The organism is Pseudomonas sp. B16(2017), assembly GCF_002113205.1.
GTDB classification, from domain to species: Bacteria; Pseudomonadota; Gammaproteobacteria; order Pseudomonadales; family Pseudomonadaceae; genus Aquipseudomonas; species Aquipseudomonas pharyngis.
This window is the reverse complement of sequence record NZ_NEKA01000023.1, coordinates 23,602-48,602: the sequence shown is the minus strand read 5'-3', so window position 1 is coordinate 48,602 and position 25,001 is coordinate 23,602. Positions and strand designations below refer to the sequence as shown.

Below are 25,001 nucleotides of genomic sequence, written 5' to 3'. Positions count from 1 at the left end.
CACGGAGCGTTGCGATGAGCCCAGCTGAACCGGTCACAGGTTTGATTCTTTCCGGCGGCGGGGCTCGGGCGGCGTATCAGGTGGGGGTGCTGGCGGCGATTGCCGAGTTGCTGCCGCTGGGGGCGGACAATCCGTTTCCGGTGATTGTCGGCACGTCGGCCGGGGCGATCAACGCGGTCAGCCTGGCCAGCGGTGCTACGGATTTTCGCGCCGCCATCGAACGCCTGACCCTGTTCTGGCAAGGCTTTCGCAGCCATCGGGTGTTGCGCAGCGACTGGCCGGGAGTGATTCGTCAGGCCAGTCGTTTCGTCAGTCACAGCCTGCTGGGCATGGGCCGGCAAATGCCGGTGGCGCTGCTCGACAGCTCGCCGCTGCGTCATCTTCTCAACGAAAAACTGCACCTGCCCGGCATCGCCGAGTCCATCGCGCGCAAGCAACTGCACGCGGTGGCGGTGACGGCGTTCGGCTACGAGTCCGGGCAGGCAGTGACCTTCTATCAGGGTGGCGGCACCATCGATTCCTGGCTGCGTCATCGGCGCATCGGTGTGCCGACGCAGTTGTCGGTGGAACACTTGCTGGCCAGTTCGGCGATCCCGCTGTTGTTCGCGCCGGTGAAGATCGGCGATGAATATTTCGGTGATGGCGCGGTGCGGCAATCGGCACCGATCAGCCCGGCGCTGCACCTGGGCGCGAGCCGGGTGCTGGTGGTGGGTGTCAGCGGCAACCCGCGCGGTTTCGATCCGGCGCAACCGCTGGAACGCGCCTATACCGGGCAGCAGCCGACGCTGGCGCAGATCGGCGGGCACATGCTCAACAGCACCTTCATTGATAGCCTGGAAAGCGACATTGAGCTGCTTCAGCGTCTCAACCAGTTCAGCCGTCTGATGCCTGAAGGCACGCCGACCCGCGCTCTGGGTGTGGCGCCGGTGGAAGTGTTGGTGATTTCACCAAGTCAGCCGATCGATGAAATCGCGGCGCGGCATCGTCAGGAATTGCCGGCGGCGTTGCGGCTGTTCTTGCGTGGGCCGGGAGCGACCAAAACGAGCGGGGCAGGGGTGTTGAGTTACTTGCTGTTCGAGGCGGGGTATTGCAGCGAATTGATCGACCTGGGGCGGCGCGATGCCTTGGCCAAGCGCGATGAGCTGTGCCGGTTTCTCGGGATTGGCGAGGCGGTGGCTCCCGCTTGAGATTTGTGGTGCCGCCATTCGCTAGCAAGCCCGCTCCCACACTGGTTTTGTGAACGACACAAAACCAGTGTGGGAGCGGGCTTGCTAGCGAAGGCGTCCTTTCAGACGCCACTGACACCAGGATCAGAAGTGGAACTTCACCAGGAAGCTCGTGGTGCTCTGATCGGTCTTGAAGTACTGGCTGTCCTTGATCCCGTACTTGTCCGACCAGTAGTCGTACTCGACACCCACATACAGCTGCTTCTCGCCAATGCTCAGCGCCTTGCCCAGGTCGTATTTGACCTGTGGGTTGAAGTGCAGGTTGGCGTGGTAATCGCCTTTGGAGTTGGAGTCGTTGTCGACCACCCAGTCCATGAAGCCGTCGATCAGGATGTTCGAGTCGCCGACCGGAATCGTGTAGGACCAGACCGGGGTGATCTGCCAGACGTTGTCACCGGCGCGGGAGCCTTCGGTGTGGCGCTGGTAGAAGTTCAGCTGGAAGTAGTCGAAGCCCGGGATCGCCAGGTCAAAGCCCGGACCGATCAGGTACGACTCGGTATCGCCTTCACCGAATTCGTAGGTCATGGCCAGCAGTACGTCGGTGACCGGACCGAAAGCCAGTTTCTGATCGAAGATCTTGCCGAACGACAGACGCGGGCTGATTTCGCCGTAGTAGGTGTTCGAACCCACACCGCCGTCATCCTTGCCGTTGTAGAAGATCTTGTCGACGAACACGAAGTTGTCGCCGTACTTCCAGGCATCGGCGTGCTCGAAGGTGACGGTCTGCTGAATGCGCGGGTTGACCTGGAAGTCCTTGCCATAGAGGTAGGTCAGGCTGTTGTTCTGCCATTGCAGCAGGCCGTCGGCCATGGCCTGACCCCCTGCCAGCAGCGATCCCGCAAGCATCAGGCTGGTGCACATACGTTTCATTCGGTTGCTCCCAAAGTAGGTGTTCCACGTTTATTTTTTTGAGTCGGCGCTCTGGTGTGGCGCCTTTTTTCATTGCTGCAAAAGTCATCCATCCGGTCAGCTTTCATGCTGTTAGCAAGAGCTGAGCCAAGGCTTTTCGAAAAGCAAAAAAAAGCCCGTCGGCTGCTGAAAAACAGTCGATTGAGCGTGTTTTCGGGATGCCTCGGTACTGACCGAAGCCTGGATAAGTTGGCTTTTCGGTCAGGAATTAAATTCGGGCTTTTTTTTAGACCGAATTCAGGAGGCCGCGGAGAATACTGACTCAACGGCCAGGCCTCAAGTGCCCCGCAACAGAGCACCGACGACAGGTACGGGGCACGGTTGCGGGTCATCTTAGAAGTGCACCTTGACCAGCAGGCTGGCGGTGTTCTGGTTGGTGTCGAAACTGTGGGTGTTTTCGACCCCGTATTTGTTTTTCCAGTAGCTGTATTCGGTGCCGACGTACACCTGCTTTTCACCCCAGCCGAGGGCTTTGCCCAGGTCGTATTTGATCTGCGGGTTGATGTGCAGGTTGGCGTGATAGGTGCCACGGGAGTTCTGGTCGTTGTCGACCACCCAATCCAGATAGCCGTCGATCAACAGGTCGGAATTGCCCACGGGAATGCTGTAGGACCAGCTGGGGGTGATCTGCCAGACGCCGTCGCCGGGGCGCGGGCCTTCGGTCTGGCGGCGGTAGAAGTTCAGGGTGAAATAGTTGAAGCCCGGCACCTTGAGGTCGAAGCCGGGGCCGATCAGGTAGGCCTCGCTGTCGCCTTCGCCGTACTCGTAGGTCATGGCCAGCAGTACGTCCTTGATCGGGCCGAACTCCAGCTTCCTGTCGAAGATCTTGCCGAACGACAGGCGCGGGCTGAATTCGCCATAGAACGCGTGGGGCCCTTTGTTGCGGTCTTCCTGGCCGTTGTAGAAGATCTTGTCGACGAACAGGAAGTTGTCGCCGTACTTCCACTTGTCGGCGTGCTCGAACGTCACCGTCTGCTGGATCGACGGGTTGATCGCGAAGTTCTTGCCGTACAGGTAGCTCAGGCTGTTGGTCTGCCACAGCAATAAATCGCCGGCCATGGCTTGCGATGCGGCCAGCAGGCCGCCGCCCAACAACACGCTGGTTTGAGTCCGGATCATCTGTTGCTCCCTCTTGTTTTTTTTGTTGAGGCAGGGCGTTGCTTACCCCTGTGGGAGCGGGCTTGCTCGCGAAAGCGGAGGGTCATTCAACAGTGATGGTGACTGACATGACCCTTTCGCGAGCAAGCCCGCTCCCACAAGGGGATTTTTGTGTCGCTGTTAATGTTGGTGTGCGTGACAGTCGTTGATCGCAGCGCGTTCGGCGCCACCGAGGATGTTGAACAACAGGTTCAGCGTCAGCGCGCTGAGGGTGGCCATGGCGATCCCGCTGTGGGTGATCGGGCTCATCCACAATGGCAGGTGGGCGAAGAACTCCGGACGCACCACCGGGATCAGCCCCATGCCGATGCTGACGGCTACCAGCAATTGATTGCGACGGTCGCCGATGTCGGCTTCCTGCAGAATCTTGATGCCGGTGGCCGCGACCATGCCGAACATCGCAATCGCCGCGCCACCCAGCACCGCCGGTGGAATCGACGCCACCAGGAACGCCGCTTTCGGCAGCAGGCTCAGGACGATCAGCAGACCGCCGGCGACGATGGTCACCGAGCGGCAGCGCACGCCGGTCATCTGCACCAGGCCGATATTCTGCGCGAAGGAGGAGTGGGTGAAGGTGTTGAAGAATCCGGCGAAGAACGACGCGCCGGCATCACACAGCAGGCCTCGACGCAACATGCGCGGGCAGACTTCCTGGCCGGTGATCTTGCCCAGCGCCAGAAACATCCCGGTGGACTCGACGAAGATGATCACCACCACCAGACACATCGACAGGATCGGTGCCAGTTCGAATTTCGGCATGCCGAAATGCAGCGGGGTGACGAACTGAACCCACGGCGCGTTGGCCATGCCGCTCAGGTCGACCATGCCGATGGCGCCGCAGAGCACGTAGCCCAGACACATGCCGATCAGCACGGAAATATTGACCCAGAAACCGCGCATGAAGCGGTGGATCAACAGAATGGTGGCCAGCACCAGTGCGGCGATGGCCAGGTAAATCGGTGAACCGAATTGCGCAGCGGCGGCGCCGCCACCGGCCCAGTTCACGGCCACGGGAAACAGCGACAGACCGATCGAGGTGATGACCGTGCCAGTCACCAGAGGAGGGAAGAAGCGCACGACCCTGGACATGAACGGCGCGATGAGCATGCCGAAAAAACCGGCGGCGATGGTCGCGCCGAAAATCCCCTGCAGACCGATGCCCGGCATGCCGGCCATGGCGACCATGCTGCCGACGGCGGCGAAACTGGCGCCCATCATCACCGGCATGCGGATGCCCATCGGGCCGATGCCCAAGGACTGCACGATGGTGGCAATGCCGGCGACCAGCAGGTCGGCGTTGATCAGGAAGGCGATTTCTTCACGACTCAGGCCAGCGGCCTGTCCGATGATCAGCGGTACCGCGATGGCGCCGCCGTACATCAGCAGTACATGTTGCAAACCGACCAGGATCAGTTGCAAAAGGGGCAAACGCTGAATGGCGGGTGCGTCGGGGATGCGCGCTTTGGACAGCTCGGACATGCAACACCTCGGATCTTTTTTATTCTTGTGATTGAACAGCTGCCGGGTTGCTCACAGCTGTTTCTTTGCATCAGGTAAACCGCGTTGCGGCTAATCGTTGGCAAGCCAGCTCCCACACAGGCAGTGCAAACCCTGTGGGAGCTGGCTTGCCAGCGATGCTTTTACTGCTTAGTTGGTCTGGGCTCCCTGGGCGATCCATGCACCGATCAGGTCACGTTCCTGCTGGGTCATCTGCGTGATGTTGCCCAGTGGCATGATCTGCGTGGTGATGGCTTGCGCCTGGATCCGTGCCGCGTTCTGGCGGATCTGCTCGGGGGTGTCGAACATCACACCGGCCGGAGCAGCGCTGAACAGCGGGCTGGTCGGTTTGGCCGAGTGGCAGACCGCGCAGCGTTCCTGGATCACCGAGTGCACCTTGTCGAAACCCGGGCCGGCATTGGACGCCTGGGCCGGAGCGGCAGCAGGAGCGGCAGGGGCTGCCGGTTGTGCCGCTTCAGCCGGTTTCGCGCCACCACCCAGCGCCGTTTCCGGCAGTGGCTGGTACTCGATTTTCGCAGGGGCCTTGGCCACGTCCGGCGCGGTCGACATCGGCGCCGGGCCGGTGACGTACGCCAGGCTGATCATGCCCACCGCTGCAACCGGCAGGGTCCAGGCAAACTTGTGGCTGTCGTGACGGGTGTTGAAGTAGTGACGCACCAACACCGCCAGCACGGCGATCCCGGCCAGGATCAGCCAGTTGTACTGGCTGCCGTAGGTGCTCGGGAAGTGGTTGCTGATCATGATGAACAGCACCGGCAGGGTGAAGTAGTTGTTGTGACGCGAACGCAGCAGGCCTTTGGCCGGCAGGGCCGGATCCGGCGTGCGGTTCTCGGCGATCGCGGCCACCAGTGCGCGCTGGGCCGGCATGATGATGCGGAACACGTTGCCGACCATGATGGTGCCGATGATCGCGCCGACGTGCAGGTAGGCACCGCGACCGCTGAATACCTTGCTGAAGCCATACGCCGCGCCGATGATCAGCACGAACAGGATGAAGCCGAGCAGGGCCGGTTTCTTGCCCAGAGGCGAGTCGCAGAGGAAGTCGTAGATGAACCAGCCGGCGATCAGCGAACCGATGCCGATGGCCACGCCTTCAGGGCCGGTCAGGCCGCTGCCGGGTGCCACGAGGTAGAGCACGGGGTTGGAGTAGAACACCACGCACAGCAGCGCGATCCCCGACATCCAGGTGAAGTAGGCTTCCCATTTGAACCAGTGCAGGTTCTCCGGCATCGACGGAGGGGCCAGTTTGTATTTTTCCAGGTGATAGATTCCGCCGCCGTGGATCGCCCACAGATCACCGGCAAGACCGGTTTTCGGGTTGACGCGGTTGAGGTTGTTCTCCAGCCAGACGAAGTAGAACGACGCGCCGATCCAGGCCACGCCAGTGATCATGTGAACCCAGCGCACGCTCAGGTTCAGCCATTCCAACAGATGTGCTTCCACAGTCTTTACCTCTCGCCTGTCACTCTTGTTGTCGAGTGATCAGACCTTCTCTTATTGGTGGGGGGCGAGGATCAAACGCTCATCCTCTTTGAAAAAATGCTCATCGCAGTTATTGCCTGTGCCACTGCGATCAACCACCAGGAAGTCATCCCGCTTTTCGATCGTCAGCACCGGGTGGTGCCAGACGCCGCGATGGTAATTGATGCCCTGCCTGCCGTTGGTGACGAAGGCGCGGACCAAGCCTGATACAGGTACATCGCCAAGTGGCGCGACCACGATCAGAAAGGGGTTGCCGAGCAGCGGAATGAAAGCCTGGCTGCCCAGCGGATGGCGTTCCAGCATGCTGACGGTCAGCGGCATGTCCTGCGCGTCGGCGCGGAAGATGCTGATGATCGCGTTGTCCTCAGGCGTCGCGGTTTCGACCGTCGCCAGTTTGTGGAAGCGCATGGTCGAACCGTTGTTGATCATGAAGTGATCGCTGCCGTCGGTTTCGATCACGTCACCGAAAGGGGCGAAGGCTTCTTTGGTCAGCGGTTCAATCGTCAGTGTGCGCATGCTGTTCTTCTTTTCGTTGAGTTCTGTGTTGTTGGTTCTGACGCCTTCGCGAGCAAGCCCGCTCCCACATTCGATCGCATTCCCCTGTGGGAGCGGCGGTGCGACGATTCGACTTGCTCGCGAAGGGCGCACCGCTTATTTAGCGACCTTGCCGAGAACGCGCAGGCGGCTCACACCACCATCCGGGAACACGTTCAGACGGATGTGGGTGATCGGGCCCAGTGCCTTGATCTGCTCGACGAAGGTGTGTTCGGCGTGCATTTCCAGCTTCTGGCTTGGCAGCAGTTCACGCCAGAACAGCGACTGGGTTTCGATCTGGCTGTCGGTGCCGCCCTTGACGAACGCGCCCTGGATCGAGCAGGTGTCCGGGTAGTTGCCTTTGAAGTGCAGGGTGTCGACGATGATTTTTTCGATCTCGCCCGGGTGGCCCAGTGCGACGATCACCCAATCATTGCCCGGGGTACGACGACGTGCGGTTTCCCAGCCGTCGCCCATGTTGATGCCACGGCCCGGGTTGAGGATGTTGCTCATGCGGCCGAAGTGTTCGTCGGAGCAGGCGAGGGCGCGGCCACCGTTGAGGGCTGCGGCCAGGTCGACTTGCTCGTTGTCGCCAACAGCGGACCAGTCGCGGAACGGAATGCCGTATACGCGCAGACGGGCCACGCCGCCATCCGGGTAGATGTTGAAGCGCAGGTGGCTGAATGCCTTGTCGTTGCTGATTTCGTGGTAGTGGTGGCTGTTGCCCTGCAACTCGACGGCCGACAGCACTTCAGTCCACTGGGTGTTTTCGTCCGGCTCGCCCGACGCCAGGAAGCACGCTTCCAGCGAGGCCGATGGCGGGAAGTTGCCGGTGAAGAATGAAGTGTCGATGTCCACGCCTTTGATCGAACCCGGTACGCCCAGGCGGATCACCGCGCTGTCGTAGCCTTCGAAGCGCTTGCGGCGGGACTCCCAGCCGTCCATCCACTTGCCGTTGTCATCGAACACGCCCTCCTTCCACACGGCCGGGGTCGGCTGAAACAGACGATTGGCGTCTGCGAACCAGTCATCGGTGACCGAGATGATTTTGGTGCCCAGACGGGCATCGGCCAGGTTGACGAACTTCTCGAAAGGTACGGCGTAAGCTTTCATTCTTCTTGTCTGCCTTTAAATAAGTGGCTGGGGATGCTTGCAAGGCCCTGGGAAACGCAAGCGTTCTAGAGGTTTCTCGGGCCAGGCTTGCTAGAGAGTCAGTAATCGGAACAGGGCGATCTTGTTGATCTCCGCCAGCGCGCATTTGAACTCGGTGTCGACCGGGTTGTGAATGCGCGTTTCGAACGCCGCGAGGATCTGATGCCGGTTGCTGCCTTTTACCGCCATGATGAAGGGAAACTTGAACTTGGCTTTGTAGGCGTCGTTCAGCTCGGTGAAGCGCTGGAACTCTTCGGCCGTGCATTGGTGAATACCGGCGCCAGCCTGTTCATGGGTGCTGGCTTCGGTCAACTCGCCCTGGACGGCAGCTTTGCCGGCCAGGTCCGGGTGAGCGTTGATCAGTGCCAGCTGGCTGGCGTGATCGGCGCTCAACAGGATGTCGCTCATGCGCTGGTGCAGGGTTTCGATCTGGTCGATCGACGCGTCCTGGCCCAGATCGAAGGCCTTCTCGGCCACCCATGGCGAATGTTCGTAGATGTCGGCGAAGGCGTTGACGAAGGCGTCGCGGCTCAGGGTCGACGGTTGCAGGGTTTGAAAGGTGCTCATTTGGCAGCCCCTTGGTACGGGTGGGTTTCGTGCCAGTGACGTGCGATGTCGACGCGACGGCTGAACCACACCTGTTCATGACTTTTAGCGTATTCGATAAAGCGCTTGAGCGAAGCCAGACGCGCCGGACGGCCGATCAGACGGCAGTGCAGACCGATCGACAGCATCTTCGGCGCTTCGGCGCCTTCGGCATAAAGCACGTCGAACGCATCCTTGAGGTATTCGAAGAAATCGTCGCCCTTGTTGAAACCCTGGACCTGGGTGAAGCGCATGTCGTTGGTGTCCAGGGTGTACGGGATCACCAGGTGCGGCTTGCCGGTCGGGTTGTTCGGTTCCCAGTAGGGCAGGTCGTCGTCGTAGGTGTCGCAGTCGTAGAGGAAACCGCCTTCTTCCATCACCAGGCGGCGGGTGTTGGGGCCGGTGCGACCGGTGTACCAGCCCAGCGGGCGCTCGCCGGTGAGTTCGGTGAGGATGCGGATCGCTTCGAGCATGTGCTCGCGTTCCTGCGCCTCGTCCATGTACTGGTAGTCGATCCAGCGGTAGCCGTGGCTGCAGATCTCGTGACCGGCCGCGACCATCGCGCGGATCAAGTCCGGGTGGCGCTGGGCGGCCATGGCCACGGCGAAGATGGTCAGCGGAATGTCGAATTCCTTGAACAGTTTCAGGATCCGCCAGACGCCGGCGCGACTGCCATACTCGTAAAGCGATTCCATGCTCATGTTGCGCGCGCCTTGCAGAGGCTGGGCCGCGACCATTTCCGAGAGGAAGGCTTCCGATTCTTTGTCGCCATGCAGGATGTTGCGCTCGCCACCTTCTTCGTAATTGAGTACGAAGGACAGGGCGATCCGGGCATTGCCCGGCCAGTGTGGGTGAGGAGGGTTACTGCCGTAACCGATCAGGTCGCGTGGGTAGTCAGCGCTCACTGCAGTCTTCCTTCTTATTCGTTGACAGATTGTGTGGCGCCTTGAAGATGGGATGGCAGCTGGCGTCACAGCGATGGGCTGATTGTATACAACTTTATTCTCAATTTGTAAGCCTGAATTTTCGCATTTTTCACCGGCCGTCCTCTTTTGCTGATAAAGGCGAGAGCCTGCAAGAAATCTGCCTGATCAGTCAGCTAATGGATCAGAGGTTCAATGAATGCATGGTTCGAGGCCTGAGCAGCGGAAAATCGGCGGAGGCTGGGGGTGGGAGGAAAAATGTCGTTTTTATTGTGTACAATTTTTTTGAAAAGTGTCTTAATCAGTCGCTCGCCGCAGCTTTTCGTGCTCCGAAACGGTGCGGTCTCCTTTTCAACTGACTTCGGGAGGCGCGAGGTCTGACTGCTCCACGCAGGCAGGCGCGCAGAATCAATGGGACGTTTGACAACACACGTTTTGGACGCTGCACACGGTTGCCCGGGCAGCTCGATCAAGGTCGAGCTGTACCGCGTTGAAGGTTCGCACCTGGAATTGGTCGCCAGCGCGCTTACCAACAGCGATGGCCGGGTCGATGCGCCGCTGCTGCAAGGCGATGACTACCGTACCGGTGTCTATCAGGTTCAGTTCCACGCCGGCGATTACTACCGCGCCCGTGGCGTCCAGTTGCCGGAGCCGGCATTTCTGGACGTGGTGGTGCTGCGGTTCGGCATCTCTGCCGAACAGGATCACTACCACGTGCCGTTGCTGATCTCGCCTTACAGCTATTCCACCTATCGGGGCAGCTGACCCCCAAGCAGCTGCCCCCACCGGGAAGCGACTGCGCATATAGCTTCTTTGGTCTTTCGCCCGCTCACACTGCGGGCTTTTTTTCGTCACGTGAAAGGAGTTCCCTATTACAGGTCGGCGATGGTTCCGAGCCTGGATTCATCATCCCTGACGATAAAAATGGTATCCGGCTGCGAAGCATGGATCTGTGACCCACCCTTGAGCCAGACCAGCCTCTTTTCAGCGTGAGCCTGGAGGATTTCCTGAAGTGCTGCGTATCCGACCTGGGTGTTTAGCCGGGAGTCGGCTGCATCAGGGGCTGAATTCAACGGTTGGTGAATCTTCCGCCCCCTGACACGATACAAACTGATAAAAAAGACGAAGGGATGATTCTTGCGACGAAACACCAGAGCCGGAAAGGTAGTCGCAATGGTCGGCGCAAAAACATCATAGCCCTGGCGGCTCAGGATGCCGTTCATGAGCCGCTTCAGCTCAACGCCTGAGTGCGTCGTCTTGAAATAATCCCATTCTTGCCTCGTCATATCGAAGTCCAGTCGCTGGAGAGGGCCTTCCGGGGATGCGCTCGGTAAATCCAGAGTCCGGGCGAGTCCCGGACCGCTGCTGGAAGTTGTCAGTATCGGAAGCATCAGCAGTGGATCAGCCAGCTGCGGGCGAGGTGCGCTGTTGCCACTTTTCCAGTCGTTGAAGGTTTGTCTGAGGCGGGTCAGGCCAACGCCGGTTGCCATATCCCCATCGTTGGCCAGGTCGAACTGGTGCCTGGCCACTTTGTTCATTGAAGTTTCCGACAGCTGCGGAAAATAGGTGGCGATATATTGCTTCAGTGGGTGCTGAAAGGGCAGGTTCGGATCGACCTCCCATTGATTCGCTGGCGGAATGCGTATTGCACCTCTGGGTTGTTGCATCAAATCTGTGCCGAGGATCCGCTCCATGTAATCAAAGTCGTAAAGCCAGTGCTGCGGATTCTTGATGTAAGCGATTGGATGATCAGGGTCGGTACCCTGTGGCAAGAGCAGGTATCGGGTGCCCTCGACTTCAATGGTTGTCAGGGAGGTTTGTTGAAGTGGTGCTGCCCATTTTTTCCAGGGATCGGACCACTCGGAGCCCGTCGAGAAAGAGGTGCGTTTGGGCGCGATAACTTCTTCAGGATCGCCATTTGGATTTCGCAGGCGCTTGAGCGTCAATCTGGAGTCGCTGCCGCCGGTGCTCTCGTCGGCGGGCTTCACGCGCCAGGTGAGGGTTCCTTCCACCTGTTCGACTCGTGGACCGGAAGGCATGTAGTCACTGTTCAATCTGGCTCGATAATGGTTCTCCGGGTCTATGCCCAGCTGTACGGTTCCTCCTTCCTGAAGGTCCACGAAGTGCCTTTGCGTCCCGAACTCTCGAATGCCGGAAAGCGCATTCGGTGGCGGGAGTCTGGAGAGTTGATTGGGAGGGAGGAAGAAGTGCTCTATCGGTGCATGTGCGATGACAGACGCGATATGGGTCTCTATCGGAAGGTCGATGATCTCCAAAGGAACGTGCTGAAAGGATGATGATTGAGTAGACGCTCGGGATTGGGCGTCGGGTGAGCTTTCTGCCGTATTGAGAGCGATGTTGAGAGGCAGTCTGTGCAGTTTCGGAGCCAGCACATCGGGAATGGGAAAAGCTGTTTCGGGTGAGGTGGTTGGAGCGCCGGGTTTTATCGGTCGTTTGGGACTCATGGGGCATTTCACTCGCAAAGTCGATTCACGTTGATCGGGTCAAAAGAAGCCGGATCTTCGGTGAATCAACCTTGGGAGGTGCGGTACATATATCTACTCGTGGGGCGAAACGTTGCGTTGTATGACTCGCCCCTTGAGGGCATCAGTAGCTACTCAGCATCGAAGCTGCTCCGGCACCGCCAAACAGTCCGGCGCTGATGCGGTTAAACCAGCTCTGACCCCTGCCGCTGCGCAGGTAACGCGCCGCACCGTGGGCGCCGAGGCCGTAGGTCAGCTTGCACAGCAGATCAAGTACGGTCCAGGTCGCGATCATCACCATTAGTTGTGGCAGAAACGGCTGCCCGGCGTTGAGGAACTGCGGCAGGAAAGCGGCGAAGAACAGGATGTCTTTTGGATTGCTGGCGCCCAGTACAAAGGCGCGCCCGAACAGTGCGCGAAAGCGCGGAACCGGTGCGGCATTCGGCACTTCGGCACCCACCGACGGCTGGCGCGATTGCTGCCAGCTCTGCCAGGCGAGGTAGAACAGATAAATCGCGCCGACGATCTTCAGGGCGCTGAACAGTTTTTCGGACGCCAGCAGCAGAGCACCCAGCCCCAGCGCCGAGGCACTGAGCAGGCAGATCGAGGCGAACACGCCACCGAGAAACGCCGGGTACGAACGACGCAGACCGTAATTCAGACTGTTGCTGATCATCAGCAACGACAGCGGCCCCGGAATCAGGATCACCACCAGCGCAGCGCCGCTGAACAGCAGCCAGGTTTCCAGACTCATCACTTGCTCCTTTTTATCGTTATCAAGAATGTGCAAAAGCCCCACCCGGTGAGGTGAGGCTGTTTTGAAGCATGAACCGCGTAGTGCTTACAGGAAGATGAACTTGGCGATGAAGATCGCGCAGAGCACCCACAGGCTGACGGAGATTTCCTTGTATTTACCGGTGCCGGCCTTCAGCGCGACATAGGTAATGAAGCCCAGCGCGATACCGTCGGCGACCGAGAAGGTCAGCGGCATCATGATCGCGGTGACGATCGCCGGAATGCTGTCGGTCGCTTCGTCCCATTCGATGTGCGCCATGCCGCCCATCATCAGCATCGCTACATAAATCAGCGCGCCAGCGGTGGCATAGGCGGGAATCATGCCGGCCAGCGGTGCAAAGAACATCGCGGCTATAAATAGCACACCCACGGTGACGGCGGTAAGACCAGTCCGACCACCAGCGGCCACGCCGGCGGCACTTTCCACGTAGCTGGTGACGGGAGGGACACCAACCACCGCGCCGAATACGCTGGAGGCGGAGTCGGCTTTCATGGCGCGGGACAGGTTTTCGATGCGCCCGTCAGGGTTCACCAGGTTAGCGCGCTGGGCGACGCCCATCAGGGTGCCGGCGGTGTCGAACATGTGCACGAACAGGAAGGCCAGCACCACGCTGATCATGCTGACGTTGAACACGCCGGCGACGTTCATGGCCATGAAGGTTGGCGCCAGGCTTGGCGGCGCGGACATGATGCCCTCGTAGTGCACCAGACCAATTCCCCAACCGGCCAGTGTCACGGTGATGATGCTGATGAGGATTGCGCCGAACACTTTGTGATAGCTGAGGATCGCGATCATCAGGAAGCAGATGGCGGCAAGTAGCGGACCGGGTTCACGCAGCGAGCCAAGCTTGATCAGGGTGGCCGGGCTATCGACGACGATGCCGGCGGTTTTCAGGCCGATCAGCCCGAGGAACAGACCCACGCCGGCGCCCATCGCATAGCGCAGGCTGACCGGAATACTGTTGAGCAGCCATTCGCGAATCCGCGAAAAGGTCAGGATCATGAACAGCACGCCCGAGACGAACACCGCACCGAGCGCGGTTTCCCAGTTGTAGCCCATGGTGCCGACCACGGTGTAGGTGAAGAACGCGTTGAGGCCCATGCCCGGCGCCAGGCCCACCGGCCAGTTGGCGTAGAGGCCCATCAGCAGGCAGCCCAGCGCGGCGGCGATACAGGTGGCGACGAAGGCTGCACCGTGATCGATCCCGGCATCGGCCATGATGTTCGGGTTGACGAAGATGATGTAGGCCATGGTGATGAAGGTTGTCAGACCGGCAATCAGCTCGGTCTTCGCCGTGGTGCCATGCAAGCTGAGTTTGAAGATGCGCTCAAGCAGGCCAGTGCGTAACGGCGGCGAGAGTTCCAGCGTCGATGCTTCGGATTTGCGGCTTTCCACAGCGAGTACTCCTCAAGAGTTTTATTGTTATTTCCAGGACCGGACCCATGAGGGGTGGCAGCGGTCCTTTGAGGCATACGCGAATTTGTTGACCGTGTAGTCAGGAACTCGCACGCTGTGGATTATGCTTTTGTGTACAAATAAAGCAAATATTGTTTTTGGTTTTGTAGACGAAAAGACTGGTGATCGAGCTATATCACTCGGCCGGGCGATTGGTTCCCAGCGCCAGATTCACCGTCAGCCAGCCGTTGACCGCCGTTTCGCCGGCTTCGGCAAAGACGCGCTCGAGCAATTTCACCTGTTCACGACGCAGCGCCTGCTCGAATTTCGCACCTTCGACGGTCAGCTCCAGCAGGCGTTTACGTTTATCGGTCTCGGACGCCACGCTGTTCACCAGGTGCATTTCCTGCAATTGCCGCAACGGCATGTTCAGCGCCTGCTTGCTGACGCCGAGCAGCGCGAGCAATTCCTTGACGCTCAGGTTCGGATAGCGGGCAATGAAAAACACAATGCGTTGATGCACTCGGGACAGGCCGCGACGTTCGAGCATTTCGTCGGCTTTGGCGGTGAACGCCTGGTAACCAAAGAAGAAGGCTTCCATGGCCTGTTGTTGGCTGGCGCAGTTTTTAAGGTCAAGCATGTTGACGTTTCCGGGTGAGGTGTCGTAATTTCAGTCAACAAGTTTGACTCATTTTTCCCATGCCTCGCTAGCGGTGACTTCCATGGCTTTTTCCGAACGTGTCTCGCGCCTCAAAAGTTCTCTGATCCGTGAAATCCTTGCCGCGGCCCAGCGTCCGGAAGTGATGTCTTTCGCTGGCGGTTTGCCGGCTGAAGCCATGTTGCCGAAGGTCGAGTGGGCTGAGATGCCAGTTTCTCTCGGCCAGTACGGCATGAGTGAAGGTGAGCCGGCACTGCGCGAAGCGCTGGCGGCAGAGGCGAGGGCGTTGGGTTTACCGTGTGAGGCGAGTCAGGTGCTGGTAGTCAGTGGTTCCCAGCAGACTCTGGACCTGGCGGCCAAGCTGTACATCGACAAGGGCACCGAAATCCTGCTCGAAGCACCGACCTATCTGGCGGCCTTGCAGATTTTTCAGCTGTTCGGCGCCGATTGCCTGACCGTGCCGCTGGAGGCTGATGGCCCGAACCTCGCACAGTTGCGCCAGCGTCTGGAGCAGCACCGCCCGGCGTTCATCTATTTGATTCCGACCTTCCAGAACCCATCGGCCGTGCGCTACAGCGAAGCCAAGCGCGAAGCCGTTGCGACATTGCTCGACGAATTCGGCGTGACCCTGATCGAAGACGAGCCTTACCGCGAACTGACCTTCGACGGCGGCAGCGCTCAACCGATTGCCGGGCGCCTCAAGAAATCCAGCTGGATCTACACCGGCACCGTGTCGAAAACCCTGCTGCCAGGCCTGCGCGTCGGCTACCTGATTGCCAGCCCGGACCTGTTCCCGCACCTGCTCAAACTCAAGCAATCGGCGGATCTGCACACCAATCGCATCGGTCAATGGCAGGCGTTGCAGTGGATTGGCAATGAGAAATATCAGCAGCACTTGAGTGAATTGCGTGGCTTCTATCGTCAGCGCCGCGATGCCTTTCAATTGGCGCTGGAAACCCATTTCGCCGATCTGGCGGACTGGAACACGCCGCAGGGCGGGCTGTTTTTCTGGCTGACCCTGAAGCAACCGCTGGACACCCGCACGTTGCTGAACACCGCGCTGGCCAACGATGTGGCGTTCATGCCCGGCGAACCGTTCTTCCCCGATCCGGATCGCAACCCCGGTCATCTGCGCCTGAACTTCAGTCACATCGACCCGGCTCGACTGGACGAAGGGCTCAAACGCCTGGCAGCGGTGGTGCGCCAGGCGCAGGCCGCCGAGGCCGCATGAAAAAACCGGCCTTCATCAGGCCGGTTTTTTTGATTCAGACTGCGGCGAACCGCTGGTTCAGATACTCGATGATGGTGTTGGACTCATACATCCAGGTGGTCTGGCCGTTCTCTTCGATGCGCAGGCACGGCACTTTGATCTTGCCGCCCTCTTCCAGCAGGGTCTGGCGATCCTGCTCGTTGTTCTTCGCATCCTTCAGGGCCACCGGAACGTTCAGGCGGCGCAGGCTGCGGCGGGTCTTCACGCAGAACGGGCAGGCGTGGAACTGATACAGGGTCAGGCTCCTGGCGGCGGCATCAACCTGAGCCTGGGCAGCGGCGGGGCGCTGCTTCTTGCCCGGGCGGGTGAGGAAATCAAGGAAGATGATCAGTTGGCCGAGGCCGACACGAAGCGCTTTGACGAACACGTTACAAGCCTCACAGGGACATTGAAGAAGGCGCGCAGCTTACCCGATTTTTCACGGACGAAAAAAAACCGGCGATCAACGCCGGTTTTTTCTGTCACGCATTACTTGATCAGGCTGAGAAACTCGCTGCGGGTCGCCGCGTTTTCACGGAACTCACCGAGCATCACCGAAGTGATCATCGACGAATTCTGTTTCTCCACACCGCGCATCATCATGCACATGTGCTTGGCCTCGATCACCACGGCCACGCCCAGCGCGCCGGTGACCTGCTGGACCGCATCGGCGATCTGGCGGCTGAGGTTTTCCTGAATCTGCAGGCGACGGGCGTACATGTCGACGATCCGCGCGACCTTCGACAGGCCCAACACTTTGCCGCTCGGGATGTACGCGACGTGGGCCTTGCCGATGAACGGCAGCAGGTGGTGTTCGCACAACGAGTAGAGCTCGATGTCCTTGACCAGCACCATTTCGCTGTTGTCGGAGCTGAACAGGGCACCGTTGGTGACCTCTTCGAGCGTCTGTTCATAACCGCGGCAGAGGTACTGCATGGCTTTGGCGGCACGCTTTGGCGTGTCGAGCAGGCCCTCGCGGGAGACGTCCTCGCCCAGTTGGCCGAGAATCGCGGTGTAATTCTGTTCCAGGGACATGAAACTACCTGTGGGGATTTTCGCAAAGGGCAAGGGTACGGTGGCGGACACGACCCTGCAAGTTCGGTGTGACGGGATTATTCGTCGCGGCCTTCCATCATGGTGCGTTTGAGCATCACATACACGGCGCCGGCGCCGCCATGTTTCGCCTGGCACGAGCAGAAACCCAGCACTTGCGCATGCTGGCGCAGCCAGGTGTTGACGTGGCTTTTGATCATCGGCCGCTTGCCGTCCAGACGCACAGCCTTGCCGTGGGTGACGCGCACGCAGCGGATTTCGAATTTGGTCGCTTCGGCGAGAAACGCCCAGAGGGTTTCGCGGGCTTTTTCTACGCTCATGCCGTGCAGGTCGAGGCTGCCTTCGAACGGGATCTGCCCGATCTTGAGCTTGCGCATCTGGCTTTCCTGCACGCCGTCACGGGCCCACATCAGCTCGTCTTCGGGGCCGACGTCAATCACGAACTGATCGGACAGGCCGTCAACGGTGGTGGTGTCGGTGCGCACGGTGGCGGACTGGCGCAGCTTGGCGATCCGGTCTCGGTCAGCCTTGGGTTTGCCGGTGTCGGCGCGGTCGTGCTTGATCGGCTTGACGCCTTGGATCGCACTTTTGAACAGGGAAAAATCGTCGTCTTGCATATCAGCCTCCGCGAAGGGCGGCCAGTTTACCCAAACGGATACAAAACGGCCCGGCAAAAAGCCAGGCCGTCGATCAATCGTGTTTTTTCATCAGGTGCGGGGACATGTTCAATTCTCGCGATTGCCGTGCGCGACGCCGGCAACGACGCCACAGGGCCACGCCGAAATACAGGAACAGCAGGCCGACTGCGAGAATGATTGCGGAGCCGAGCGGGGTTGCGTTCAGGTCGCCGAGCGCCGGTGGGCGCCCCAGCAGGCTGGCGGCCCCGGCCATCGCCAGCAGCACGCCGAACGTCGCCAGTATGGCCGCAATCGCCGCGCCGAATCGAAATCGCCAGTTGCTTTGGCCTTTGGGCCGCAAGCGGCGTGCGTCAAATCCATCGGATAACTTCATTCCGACCTTCCTCAATGGGTATCGGCCCTTCGACCGGGAGTTGACCGGGTTGTTCCTGAGGCTAGGGTAATTGAAGCAAATGCGAGGTTTTTGCAGATGAGCGGCGGGCTGAGCCGCTCATTTACGGAAGATCAGATCAGATCCTGGGTCAGGGCGAGGGTAGCGAAGTTGTCAGCCATGATCGCCATTTCCGCTTCCTGCACCTGTTCGGCGCTGAGCACGCGGCCCTTGAATGGCAGATCGCGGGTGGCACAGGCATCTTCGACCAGGGTGCAGCGGAAACCCAGGTTCTTCGCCGCGCGCACGGTGGTGCTGACGCTGGAGTGACTCATGAAACCGCAGACGATCAGGTCCAGCGAGCCGATGGTTTGCAGACGATCGTAGAGTTCGGTGCCGTGAAAGGCGCTCGGCAGCAACTTGCCGATGATGGTTTCATCGCCCTGGGGTTCCAGGCCGGGGATGAACTCGCCGCGTTCGCCCTGCGGGTCGAACAGACCGCCGACGGTGCCGAGGTGGCGCACATGCACGATCGGCCGGCCGGCCGCGCGGGCGGCGGCAACCAGTTGTTTGATGTTCGCGACAGCCGCGTCCATGCCGCTCAGGGCCAGCGGGCCGCTGAGGTACTCTTTCTGGGCATCGATGATGACCACGGTGGCATGGCTCAACGTGGCCGCTGCGTAACCGCGACCGCTGAGTTGAAACATCGTTTTTGGAACGGACATTCTGGGGCTCCTTCGGGTGGGGCTTTTGCGACATTGTCCTCTGGCTGAGCGGTTCTGTGAATCGCTACCATCGTAGACACCGTCGTTGCTGGCCTGCAGCCTTGTCAAGTTACACGATCTGTTCAATAGCCGAGGGGAAAATCGGAAGAGTCCTACCGTCGCCCCGGGATCTTTCCTGCGTCGTCGCGGCGCGTTTTGGCTGCTAGAATCGCCAGTCGTTTTTTCTGGAGTTCTGCCCCGTGATCACTTCCCGACTTCGTACCCTGCGCGACCACATTCGTTGGGCCGTCAGCCGCTTCCATGGGGAGGATCTGTTTTTCGGCCATGGCACCGACAATGCCTGGGACGAAGCCCGGCAGCTCGTGCTCGGTGCCTTGCACCTGCCATGGGAAATCGCCGACAGCTATCTGGATTGCGCGCTGGAGGACGATGAGCTGGTCAATCTTCAGCGCCTGCTCAAGCGCCGCATCGAAGAGCGCATTCCGACCGCTTACCTGCTGGGCGAAGCCTGGTTCTGCGGCATGTCATTCATCGTCGATGAACGTGTGCTGATCCCGCGCTCGCCGATTGGCGAACTGATCGAAAACCGTTTTGCCCCATGGATCGGCGACGAGCCGGCGCGGATTCTCGACCTGTGCACCGGCTCCGGTTGCATCGGCATCGCCTGCGCCTACGAGTTCCAGAATGCCGAAGTGGTGCTGGCGGATCTGTCGTTCGAAGCGCTGGAAGTGGCGAACCAGAACATTGAGCGCCATGGCGTCGATGAGCGGGTGTTCACCGTGCAGGGCGATGGTTTCGATGGCCTGCCGGGCCAGCGTTTCGACCTGATCGTGTCGAACCCGCCTTACGTCGATGCGGAAGATTTCGCCGACATGCCGGACGAATACCAGCACGAGCCGGAACTGGGCCTGGCCTGCGGCGACGACGGTTTGAACCTGGTACGCCGGATGCTCGCCGAAGCGGCGGATCATCTGACCGAGAAGGGTTTGCTGATTATCGAGGTGGGCAACAGCCAGGTACACGTCGAAGCGCTGTACCCGGAAGTCGATTTCGCCTGGCTGGAGTTCGAGCGCGGCGGGCATGGCGTGTTCATGCTGACCGCCGAACAGTGCCGCGCCCATCAGGCACTGTTCGCTTCCCGCGTCTAAATGGCATGAATCGCTCCCACAGCTGAAATGCATTCCCCTGTGGGAGCGAGCCTGCTCGCGAATGGCGGTACCGTGGTCTCAAGCCATCAACGGTGCGTTGCAATCCAGATCAGCAACCCAGCCTGAAACACCGCAAACGCCACCAGACAAGTAATGGTGAACCGCAAACCGGCGTCTTCGCGTTTGAACTTGCTGACCTTGTCTTCCTGCTTCTTCAGCTTCACTTCCTGCTCGGCCAGATTCTGCTCGGCCTGTTGCAACATCTGCGCGGCTTCAAGAATCTCGACGATCTGCAGCTTTTCGCTGTTCCAGTCGCCCAGCAAGTCACCAACCTTTACTTCCTTGACGCTGCCCTTCAAATGCTGGGCGTCGGCGTAAGCCACATCAAAGCCATGCACCCGCAAAAAGTGATCGCGGCGCAAGCGAGTGTCTTCGTTCAGCGCGTCCTTGTTGTTCAAGTCCATGCCGTCGACGGTGTAGGTGGGCCAGCGTTTTTTCGCCCAGTTGATGCCCTGGGCGGCCATGAAGCGGCCGATGCCACGGTTCATCGGTTCGATCTGCAGACCGCTGTCCGGGCCGAAATGCACGCGTTTGGTCGTGTGATCGACCCACACGTCCAGATGATTCTGTTCTTTGCGCACACGCTGAGCAGGCAACTTGATCGCCATGCGCATCAGGCTGTGTTCTTTGCCGTTGCGCTCGGCGTATCCGAATTCAACGAAACGCAGCGGCCGCCCGCCGGTGTTGCGGTCGGTCTGCAACGGCGCCAGGCGGAGCATCTTGTGGTGCTCGACGTGGACATCCGCCCATGGCAGCTCGACCGCTGGCGGTGCGTCTTTTTCAGCGGTGGTGTCGGGTGAAGTCTGGGTATCGGTCATAACGGCGAGATCCTGTCCAAGCTGCTTGCCGCCAGCCAGTACGCTGGCGACAAAGGCTTATCGGCCGTTTTCTGCAAGACTGGAGGGTAAAAGAGCTTAACGGGTGCGAAGTCCGTCAATAAATTCAAGGACGCGTGTCCCCAGTTCAGCCGCCAAGGGCAAATTCGGGTCCTTGTAGGAGGCCAATTGCCGCTTCACGTCATTGGGCACGATGCGCAACACGTGGTTCATGCCTTCGATCAGCGCCAGTTGCGCGTCCGGTTTGGCAGCCTTGAGCAATTTCGCATCATCGACCTGAACCTGAATGTCGTTGCTGCCCTGCACGATCAGCGCCGGCATTTGCAGTTGAGCGAAGGCCGCCGCCGGATCCTGACGGAACAGCGAAATCAGGTACGGCTGCACACTCGGACGGAAAATCACCTGCAACGGCGCCGGCACATTGTCGTCGGTATGCCCGGCCTTGAGGCTGTCGAGCAATTCGTTGCTGCGCAGCATCAGCGGAGGAGGGAGGCTGCGGGCCAGTTGCCGACGCAGCACCTGATCAATGGGCCGGGCTGTGCCAGAGAGAGAGATCACCGCAGCGGCGTCCACCTTCGGCGCCGCCAGGCTGGCGATCAATGCACCTTCGCTGTGGCCCAGCAAAATCAATGGACCGAAGCGCGGATCGGCTTTCAGCTTCTGCCCCCAGGCCACGGCGTCCGCCACGTAGGCTTCCACCGACAGGTTTCGCTCGTCCGGAGTTGCCGCCAGGCTGGCGGCCACGCCGCGCTTGTCGAAGCGCACACTGGCGATGTTGTGTTTGGCCAGCACCCAGGCCAGTCGCTTGAGGCTGTCATTGCGTCCACCGTCGGGGTTGTTTCCGTCACGATCGGTAGGACCCGAGCCAGAAAGGATCAGGACAACCGGCACGGGGTTGTCGGATTTGGGCAGCAACAGCGAGCCGAAAAGTTCGCCGTTGTCAGTCGTCAACGTGACCGGACGTTGCAGGACAGTCGCCTGGACGAAGCCGGTAAACAGGGAAAGGCTCAAGATCAAAACTCGCAGCATCATCACGCCATCATTTGCCAAGGTGCCGGTTGGACTCACCCACACCGCTAAGGTTCGAGGATGAACTACTCGGTTAGCCTGCGTATACTGGCGCGCATCACGAATCTGGGTTCGATTTAACGGAGCGTCCTGCATGTCCGGCAATACCTACGGCAAGCTGTTCACTGTCACCACCGCGGGCGAAAGCCATGGTCCGGCGTTGGTCGCCATTGTCGACGGCTGCCCGCCGGGCCTGGAGATTTCCCTTGAAGACCTGCAACGCGACCTTGACCGTCGCAAGCCGGGCACCAGCCGCCACACCACCCAGCGCCAGGAAGCCGACGAAGTCGAGATCCTCTCCGGGGTGTTCGAGGGCCGCACCACCGGTTGCTCCATCGGCCTGCTGATCCGCAACACCGACCAGAAGTCCAAGGACTATTCGGCGATCAAGGATCTGTTCCGCCCTGCCCACGCCGACTACACCTACCACCACAAATACGGCGAGCGCGATTATCGCGGCGGCGGTCGCAGCTCCGCGCGGGAAACCGCCATGCGCGTCGCGGCCGGCGCCATCGCCAAGAAATACCTGGCCAGCCAGGGCATCGTCATTCGCGGTTACATGAGCCAGCTCGGCCCGATCGAAATCCCGTTCAAGACCTGGGAATCGGTCGAGCAGAACGCCTTCTTCAGCCCGGACCCGGACAAGGTGCCGGAGCTGGAAGCCTACATGGACCAGTTGCGTCGCGATCAGGACTCCGTCGGCGCCAGGATCACCGTGGTTGCCGAAGGCGTGATGCCGGGCCTGGGCGAGCCGATCTTCGACCGTCTCGACGCCGAACTGGCCCACGCGCTGATGAGCATCAATGCGGTCAAAGGCGTGGAAATCGGCGCCGGTTTTGCCTGCGTCGCCCAGCGTGGCACCGAGCACCGCGATGAAATGACTCCGGAAGGTTTCCTCAGCAACAACGCGGGCGGCATCCTTGGCGGGATCTCCTCGGGGCAGCCGATCGTCGCGCATCTGGCGTTGAAGCCCACTTCGAGCATCACCACCCCGGGCCGTTCGATCGACATCGAAGGCAACCCGGTCGATGTCATTACCAAGGGCCGTCACGACCCATGTGTCGGTATCCGCGCCACGCCGATTGCCGAGGCGATGATGGCCATCGTGTTGATGGATCACCTGCTGCGCCACCGTGGCCAGAACGCCGATGTGCGCGTGAGCACCCCGGTGCTGGGTCAGCTTTGATGGGTGATCTCAAAGCCGCCGCGGTCTGACCGTGGCGGCGCTCCCGTACTGGCGGCTGTCCAGTTTCTATCTGTTCTATTTCGCCTTGCTCGGTTCGACGGCGCCGTTTCTGGCGCTGTACTTCGATCATCTCGGATTCAGCGCCGCGCGCATCGGCGAGCTGGTGGCGATCCCGATGCTGATGCGCTGCGTGGCGCCGAACATCTGGGGCTGGCTCGGCGATTACACCGGCAGGCGCCTGGCCATCGTGCGCTTCGGCGCGGTGTGCACGCTGCTGACGTTCTCATTGATTTTCGTCAGCAAGACCTACGCCTGGCTGGCGATGGTCATGGCCTTGCATGCATTCTTCTGGCACGCGGTGCTGCCGCAGTTCGAAGTCATCACCCTGGCGCATTTGCAGGGCCAGACCTCCCGCTACAGTCAGATTCGCCTCTGGGGCTCGATCGGTTTCATCATCACCGTGGTCGCCCTCGGTCGCCTGTTCGAGTGGCTCAGCCTCGATATCTACCCGGCGGCGCTGGTGTTGATCATGGCCGGCATCGTGCTCAGCAGCCTGTGGGTGCCGAATGCGCAACCGGCCCAGGGCAACCGGCCGGCGGGCGAGGGCTTTCTCAAGCAGTTGCGCCATCCCGGGGTGCTGGCGTTCTATGGTTGCGTGGCGCTTATGCAACTGAGCCACGGGCCGTATTACACATTTTTGACCCTGCACCTCGAACGCTTGGGCTACAGCCGTGGCGTGATCGGCATGCTCTGGGCGGTCGGCGTGGTGGCGGAAGTGCTGATGTTCATGGCCATGAGCCGGATCCTCGCGCGTTTTTCCCTGCGGCGGGTGCTGATGGCGAGTTTTCTGCTGGCGGCGTTGCGCTGGTTGCTGCTAGGTTCGTTCGCCGAATTCCTGTGGGTCCTGTTGTTTGCCCAGGTGCTGCACGCGGCGACGTTCGGCAGCTTTCACGCGGCTGCCATCGCATTCGTGCAACGTAGCTTCGGCGCGCGTCAGCAAGGGCAGGGCCAGGCGCTGTATGCGGCGCTGGCCGGCACCGGTGGCGCGCTCGGCGCGTTGTATTCCGGCTACAGCTGGAATGCCCTCGGCGCGACATTGACCTTTAGTATTGCCAGTCTCGCAGCGCTCGCCGCTGCCGTTATCATTGCCATTCGAATGCAAGAGGACAGGCCATGAGCCTTACCCGTGAACAGCTTGCCCAGCAAATTGTCGACGCCGGGCGTTTTCTTTATGGTCGCGGCTGGTCGCCGGCCACCAGCAGCAATTATTCGACGCGCCTGTCGCCGAGCGAAGCGCTGCTGACGGTGTCCGGCAAGCACAAGGGCCAGTTGGGCCTGGACGACGTGCTCGCCACCGACCTGTCCGGCAACAGCCTGGAGCCCGGCAAAAAACCGTCCGCCGAAACCCTCCTGCATACCCAGCTCTACAGCTGGCGCCCGGAGATCGGCGCGGTGCTGCACACCCACTCGGTGAACGCCACGGTGCTGTCGCGCCTGACGCCGCAAGACTTCATCGAGTTCGAAGATTACGAATTGCAAAAAGCCTTCAGCGGCATCTCGACCCACGAATCCCGGGTGCGCGTGCCGATCTTCGACAACGATCAGGACATTGCGCGCCTCGCCGCCAAGGTGCAGCCTTGGCTCGACGCCCATCCCGATTGCGTGGGTTATCTGATTCGCGGCCACGGCCTCTACACCTGGGGCGCGCAGATGAGTGACGCGCTGCGTCAGATCGAGGCCTTTGAATTCCTGTTTGAATGCGAGTTGAAGACCCGCAGCGTCATGAACCGCCAAGGCTGACTTCACCAGAACCAGCCCCATTGCCTGATGAATGCAGTGCCCGACCGGT

The 25,001-nt window shown here is 60.3% G+C and carries 26 protein-coding genes; 7 read left to right on the top strand and 19 right to left on the bottom strand.

Features of this window, described 5'->3' with window-relative positions; translation table 11 throughout:
* Window positions 1–14: 14 nt before the first annotated feature.
* A complete protein-coding gene (locus CAG25_RS26980) occupies window positions 15–1,187 on the top strand; it encodes a patatin-like phospholipase family protein (protein WP_085613504.1) in 1,173 nt (390 codons plus the stop codon).
* A 123-nt stretch (window positions 1,188–1,310) separates the two neighbouring features.
* Here CAG25_RS26980 and CAG25_RS26975 read toward each other — a convergent pair whose 3' ends face one another.
* From CAG25_RS26975 to puuE, 8 genes are all read right to left on the bottom strand, one after another.
* Window positions 1,311–2,096, bottom strand: a complete 786-nt coding sequence (locus tag CAG25_RS26975; protein ID WP_064594588.1) for an outer membrane protein OmpK — start codon at window positions 2,094–2,096, stop codon at window positions 1,311–1,313.
* A gap of 372 nt (window positions 2,097–2,468) precedes the next feature.
* On the bottom strand, window positions 2,469–3,254 hold the full coding sequence (locus tag CAG25_RS26970) for an outer membrane protein OmpK (RefSeq protein ID WP_085613503.1): 786 nt from the start codon (window positions 3,252–3,254) through the stop codon (window positions 2,469–2,471).
* Between the two features lie 159 nt (window positions 3,255–3,413).
* Window positions 3,414–4,772, bottom strand: a complete 1,359-nt coding sequence (locus CAG25_RS26965; protein ID WP_064594592.1) for a nucleobase:cation symporter-2 family protein — start codon at window positions 4,770–4,772, stop codon at window positions 3,414–3,416.
* Window positions 4,773–4,940: 168 nt separating this feature from the next.
* A complete protein-coding gene (locus CAG25_RS26960; protein WP_039769892.1) occupies window positions 4,941–6,254 on the bottom strand; it encodes a urate hydroxylase PuuD in 1,314 nt (437 codons plus the stop codon).
* A gap of 51 nt (window positions 6,255–6,305) precedes the next feature.
* A complete protein-coding gene (locus CAG25_RS26955; RefSeq protein WP_027613342.1) occupies window positions 6,306–6,809 on the bottom strand; it encodes an ureidoglycolate lyase in 504 nt (167 codons plus the stop codon).
* 135 nt (window positions 6,810–6,944) lie between these two features.
* A complete protein-coding gene (alc, locus tag CAG25_RS26950; protein ID WP_007960036.1) occupies window positions 6,945–7,940 on the bottom strand; it encodes an allantoicase in 996 nt (331 codons plus the stop codon).
* Between the two features lie 90 nt (window positions 7,941–8,030).
* Window positions 8,031–8,546, bottom strand: coding sequence for a 2-oxo-4-hydroxy-4-carboxy-5-ureidoimidazoline decarboxylase (gene uraD, locus CAG25_RS26945; protein ID WP_085613502.1), 516 nt, complete (start codon window positions 8,544–8,546; stop codon window positions 8,031–8,033).
* Window positions 8,543–9,469 carry an allantoinase PuuE gene (puuE, locus tag CAG25_RS26940; RefSeq protein WP_085613501.1) on the bottom strand — a complete coding sequence of 309 codons (927 nt, stop codon included), beginning with the start codon at window positions 9,467–9,469 and terminating at the stop codon, window positions 8,543–8,545. Before puuE ends, uraD begins: the two co-directional genes overlap by 4 nt.
* A gap of 429 nt (window positions 9,470–9,898) precedes the next feature.
* Here puuE and uraH point away from each other — a divergent pair, with 429 nt between their 5' ends.
* Complete coding sequence (gene uraH / locus CAG25_RS26935; RefSeq protein WP_011333195.1) at window positions 9,899–10,252, top strand: hydroxyisourate hydrolase; 354 nt, start codon at window positions 9,899–9,901, stop codon at window positions 10,250–10,252.
* A gap of 107 nt (window positions 10,253–10,359) precedes the next feature.
* Here uraH and CAG25_RS26930 read toward each other — a convergent pair whose 3' ends face one another.
* The 4 genes from CAG25_RS26930 to CAG25_RS26910 form a co-directional block, all read right to left on the bottom strand.
* The gene (locus tag CAG25_RS26930) at window positions 10,360–11,952 is read right to left on the bottom strand and encodes a hypothetical protein (RefSeq protein WP_143492999.1); all 1,593 of its coding nucleotides are present in this window, start codon (window positions 11,950–11,952) and stop codon (window positions 10,360–10,362) included.
* Between the two features lie 142 nt (window positions 11,953–12,094).
* Window positions 12,095–12,724 carry a LysE family translocator gene (locus tag CAG25_RS26920; protein WP_085613498.1) on the bottom strand — a complete coding sequence of 210 codons (630 nt, stop codon included), beginning with the start codon at window positions 12,722–12,724 and terminating at the stop codon, window positions 12,095–12,097.
* An 87-nt stretch (window positions 12,725–12,811) separates the two neighbouring features.
* Window positions 12,812–14,161 (bottom strand): NCS2 family permease, encoded by a 1,350-nt coding sequence (locus tag CAG25_RS26915; RefSeq protein ID WP_085613497.1) that lies wholly within the window; start codon window positions 14,159–14,161, stop codon window positions 12,812–12,814.
* Window positions 14,162–14,357: 196 nt separating this feature from the next.
* Window positions 14,358–14,801: a MarR family winged helix-turn-helix transcriptional regulator gene (locus tag CAG25_RS26910; protein ID WP_085613496.1), complete on the bottom strand. Its 444-nt coding sequence runs from the start codon at window positions 14,799–14,801 to the stop codon at window positions 14,358–14,360.
* An 82-nt stretch (window positions 14,802–14,883) separates the two neighbouring features.
* Here CAG25_RS26910 and CAG25_RS26905 point away from each other — a divergent pair, with 82 nt between their 5' ends.
* The gene (locus tag CAG25_RS26905) at window positions 14,884–16,050 is read left to right on the top strand and encodes a PLP-dependent aminotransferase family protein (RefSeq protein ID WP_085613495.1); all 1,167 of its coding nucleotides are present in this window, start codon (window positions 14,884–14,886) and stop codon (window positions 16,048–16,050) included.
* A 34-nt stretch (window positions 16,051–16,084) separates the two neighbouring features.
* On the opposite strand, the gene CAG25_RS26900 is transcribed toward CAG25_RS26905, so the two are convergent.
* The 5 genes from CAG25_RS26900 to CAG25_RS26880 all read right to left on the bottom strand — a co-directional run bounded on the left by CAG25_RS26900 (window position 16,085) and on the right by CAG25_RS26880 (window position 18,854).
* Entirely contained in the window at window positions 16,085–16,456 is a 372-nt protein-coding gene (locus CAG25_RS26900) for a glutathione S-transferase N-terminal domain-containing protein (protein WP_085613494.1), read from the bottom strand.
* Between the two features lie 101 nt (window positions 16,457–16,557).
* Window positions 16,558–17,103 (bottom strand): GTP cyclohydrolase I FolE, encoded by a 546-nt coding sequence (gene folE / locus CAG25_RS26895; RefSeq protein ID WP_003204506.1) that lies wholly within the window; start codon window positions 17,101–17,103, stop codon window positions 16,558–16,560.
* 77 nt (window positions 17,104–17,180) lie between these two features.
* Window positions 17,181–17,738 (bottom strand): Smr/MutS family protein, encoded by a 558-nt coding sequence (locus CAG25_RS26890; protein ID WP_039769915.1) that lies wholly within the window; start codon window positions 17,736–17,738, stop codon window positions 17,181–17,183.
* 73 nt (window positions 17,739–17,811) lie between these two features.
* Window positions 17,812–18,132 (bottom strand): hypothetical protein, encoded by a 321-nt coding sequence (locus CAG25_RS26885; RefSeq protein ID WP_007960009.1) that lies wholly within the window; start codon window positions 18,130–18,132, stop codon window positions 17,812–17,814.
* Window positions 18,133–18,263: 131 nt separating this feature from the next.
* Window positions 18,264–18,854 (bottom strand): cysteine hydrolase family protein, encoded by a 591-nt coding sequence (locus CAG25_RS26880; RefSeq protein WP_011333204.1) that lies wholly within the window; start codon window positions 18,852–18,854, stop codon window positions 18,264–18,266.
* A 239-nt stretch (window positions 18,855–19,093) separates the two neighbouring features.
* Between CAG25_RS26880 and prmB the strand changes: the two genes are divergently transcribed.
* Complete coding sequence (gene prmB / locus CAG25_RS26875; protein ID WP_085613493.1) at window positions 19,094–20,002, top strand: 50S ribosomal protein L3 N(5)-glutamine methyltransferase; 909 nt, start codon at window positions 19,094–19,096, stop codon at window positions 20,000–20,002.
* Window positions 20,003–20,088: 86 nt separating this feature from the next.
* On the opposite strand, the gene CAG25_RS26870 is transcribed toward prmB, so the two are convergent.
* Both CAG25_RS26870 and CAG25_RS26865 read right to left on the bottom strand, forming a co-directional pair.
* Window positions 20,089–20,880: a hypothetical protein gene (locus CAG25_RS26870; RefSeq protein WP_085613492.1), complete on the bottom strand. Its 792-nt coding sequence runs from the start codon at window positions 20,878–20,880 to the stop codon at window positions 20,089–20,091.
* 96 nt (window positions 20,881–20,976) lie between these two features.
* Window positions 20,977–21,930 (bottom strand): alpha/beta hydrolase, encoded by a 954-nt coding sequence (locus CAG25_RS26865; protein ID WP_085613491.1) that lies wholly within the window; start codon window positions 21,928–21,930, stop codon window positions 20,977–20,979.
* 130 nt (window positions 21,931–22,060) lie between these two features.
* Here CAG25_RS26865 and aroC point away from each other — a divergent pair, with 130 nt between their 5' ends.
* Genes aroC through CAG25_RS26850 form a run of 3 tightly spaced genes read left to right on the top strand, consistent with a single transcriptional unit; the run spans window position 22,061 to window position 24,952 of the window.
* Complete coding sequence (gene aroC, locus CAG25_RS26860) at window positions 22,061–23,152, top strand: chorismate synthase (protein ID WP_085613490.1); 1,092 nt, start codon at window positions 22,061–22,063, stop codon at window positions 23,150–23,152.
* 31 nt (window positions 23,153–23,183) lie between these two features.
* Window positions 23,184–24,329, top strand: coding sequence for an MFS transporter (locus tag CAG25_RS26855; RefSeq protein ID WP_085613489.1), 1,146 nt, complete (start codon window positions 23,184–23,186; stop codon window positions 24,327–24,329).
* Window positions 24,326–24,952, top strand: coding sequence for a methylthioribulose 1-phosphate dehydratase (locus CAG25_RS26850; protein WP_007959997.1), 627 nt, complete (start codon window positions 24,326–24,328; stop codon window positions 24,950–24,952). The genes CAG25_RS26855 and CAG25_RS26850 overlap by 4 nt, the downstream gene beginning before the upstream one ends.
* Window positions 24,953–25,001 lie beyond the last annotated feature (49 nt).

What these genes read in the sequence shown, in the direction of transcription:
- CAG25_RS26930 (WP_143492999.1), bottom strand. Translation starts at nt 11,952, where the DNA reads ATGAGTCCCAAACGACCGATAAAACCCGGCGCTCCAACCACCTCACCC.
- CAG25_RS26955 (WP_027613342.1), bottom strand. Translation starts at nt 6,809, where the DNA reads ATGCGCACACTGACGATTGAACCGCTGACCAAAGAAGCCTTCGCCCCT.
- CAG25_RS26885 (WP_007960009.1), bottom strand. Translation starts at nt 18,132, where the DNA reads ATGAAGTTATCCGATGGATTTGACGCACGCCGCTTGCGGCCCAAAGGC.
- CAG25_RS26965 (WP_064594592.1), bottom strand. Translation starts at nt 4,772, where the DNA reads ATGTCCGAGCTGTCCAAAGCGCGCATCCCCGACGCACCCGCCATTCAG.
- CAG25_RS26905 (WP_085613495.1), top strand. Translation starts at nt 14,884, where the DNA reads ATGGCTTTTTCCGAACGTGTCTCGCGCCTCAAAAGTTCTCTGATCCGT.
- folE (WP_003204506.1), bottom strand. Translation starts at nt 17,103, where the DNA reads ATGTCCCTGGAACAGAATTACACCGCGATTCTCGGCCAACTGGGCGAG.
- aroC (WP_085613490.1), top strand. Translation starts at nt 22,061, where the DNA reads ATGTCCGGCAATACCTACGGCAAGCTGTTCACTGTCACCACCGCGGGC.
- CAG25_RS26970 (WP_085613503.1), bottom strand. Translation starts at nt 3,254, where the DNA reads ATGATCCGGACTCAAACCAGCGTGTTGTTGGGCGGCGGCCTGCTGGCC.
- CAG25_RS26920 (WP_085613498.1), bottom strand. Translation starts at nt 12,724, where the DNA reads ATGAGTCTGGAAACCTGGCTGCTGTTCAGCGGCGCTGCGCTGGTGGTG.
- CAG25_RS26865 (WP_085613491.1), bottom strand. Translation starts at nt 21,930, where the DNA reads ATGATGCTGCGAGTTTTGATCTTGAGCCTTTCCCTGTTTACCGGCTTC.
- CAG25_RS26880 (WP_011333204.1), bottom strand. Translation starts at nt 18,854, where the DNA reads ATGTCCGTTCCAAAAACGATGTTTCAACTCAGCGGTCGCGGTTACGCA.
- uraD (WP_085613502.1), bottom strand. Translation starts at nt 8,546, where the DNA reads ATGAGCACCTTTCAAACCCTGCAACCGTCGACCCTGAGCCGCGACGCC.
- CAG25_RS26850 (WP_007959997.1), top strand. Translation starts at nt 24,326, where the DNA reads ATGAGCCTTACCCGTGAACAGCTTGCCCAGCAAATTGTCGACGCCGGG.
- alc (WP_007960036.1), bottom strand. Translation starts at nt 7,940, where the DNA reads ATGAAAGCTTACGCCGTACCTTTCGAGAAGTTCGTCAACCTGGCCGAT.
- CAG25_RS26870 (WP_085613492.1), bottom strand. Translation starts at nt 20,880, where the DNA reads ATGACCGATACCCAGACTTCACCCGACACCACCGCTGAAAAAGACGCA.
- CAG25_RS26980 (WP_085613504.1), top strand. Translation starts at nt 15, where the DNA reads ATGAGCCCAGCTGAACCGGTCACAGGTTTGATTCTTTCCGGCGGCGGG.
- uraH (WP_011333195.1), top strand. Translation starts at nt 9,899, where the DNA reads ATGGGACGTTTGACAACACACGTTTTGGACGCTGCACACGGTTGCCCG.
- CAG25_RS26910 (WP_085613496.1), bottom strand. Translation starts at nt 14,801, where the DNA reads ATGCTTGACCTTAAAAACTGCGCCAGCCAACAACAGGCCATGGAAGCC.
- CAG25_RS26890 (WP_039769915.1), bottom strand. Translation starts at nt 17,738, where the DNA reads ATGCAAGACGACGATTTTTCCCTGTTCAAAAGTGCGATCCAAGGCGTC.
- CAG25_RS26975 (WP_064594588.1), bottom strand. Translation starts at nt 2,096, where the DNA reads ATGAAACGTATGTGCACCAGCCTGATGCTTGCGGGATCGCTGCTGGCA.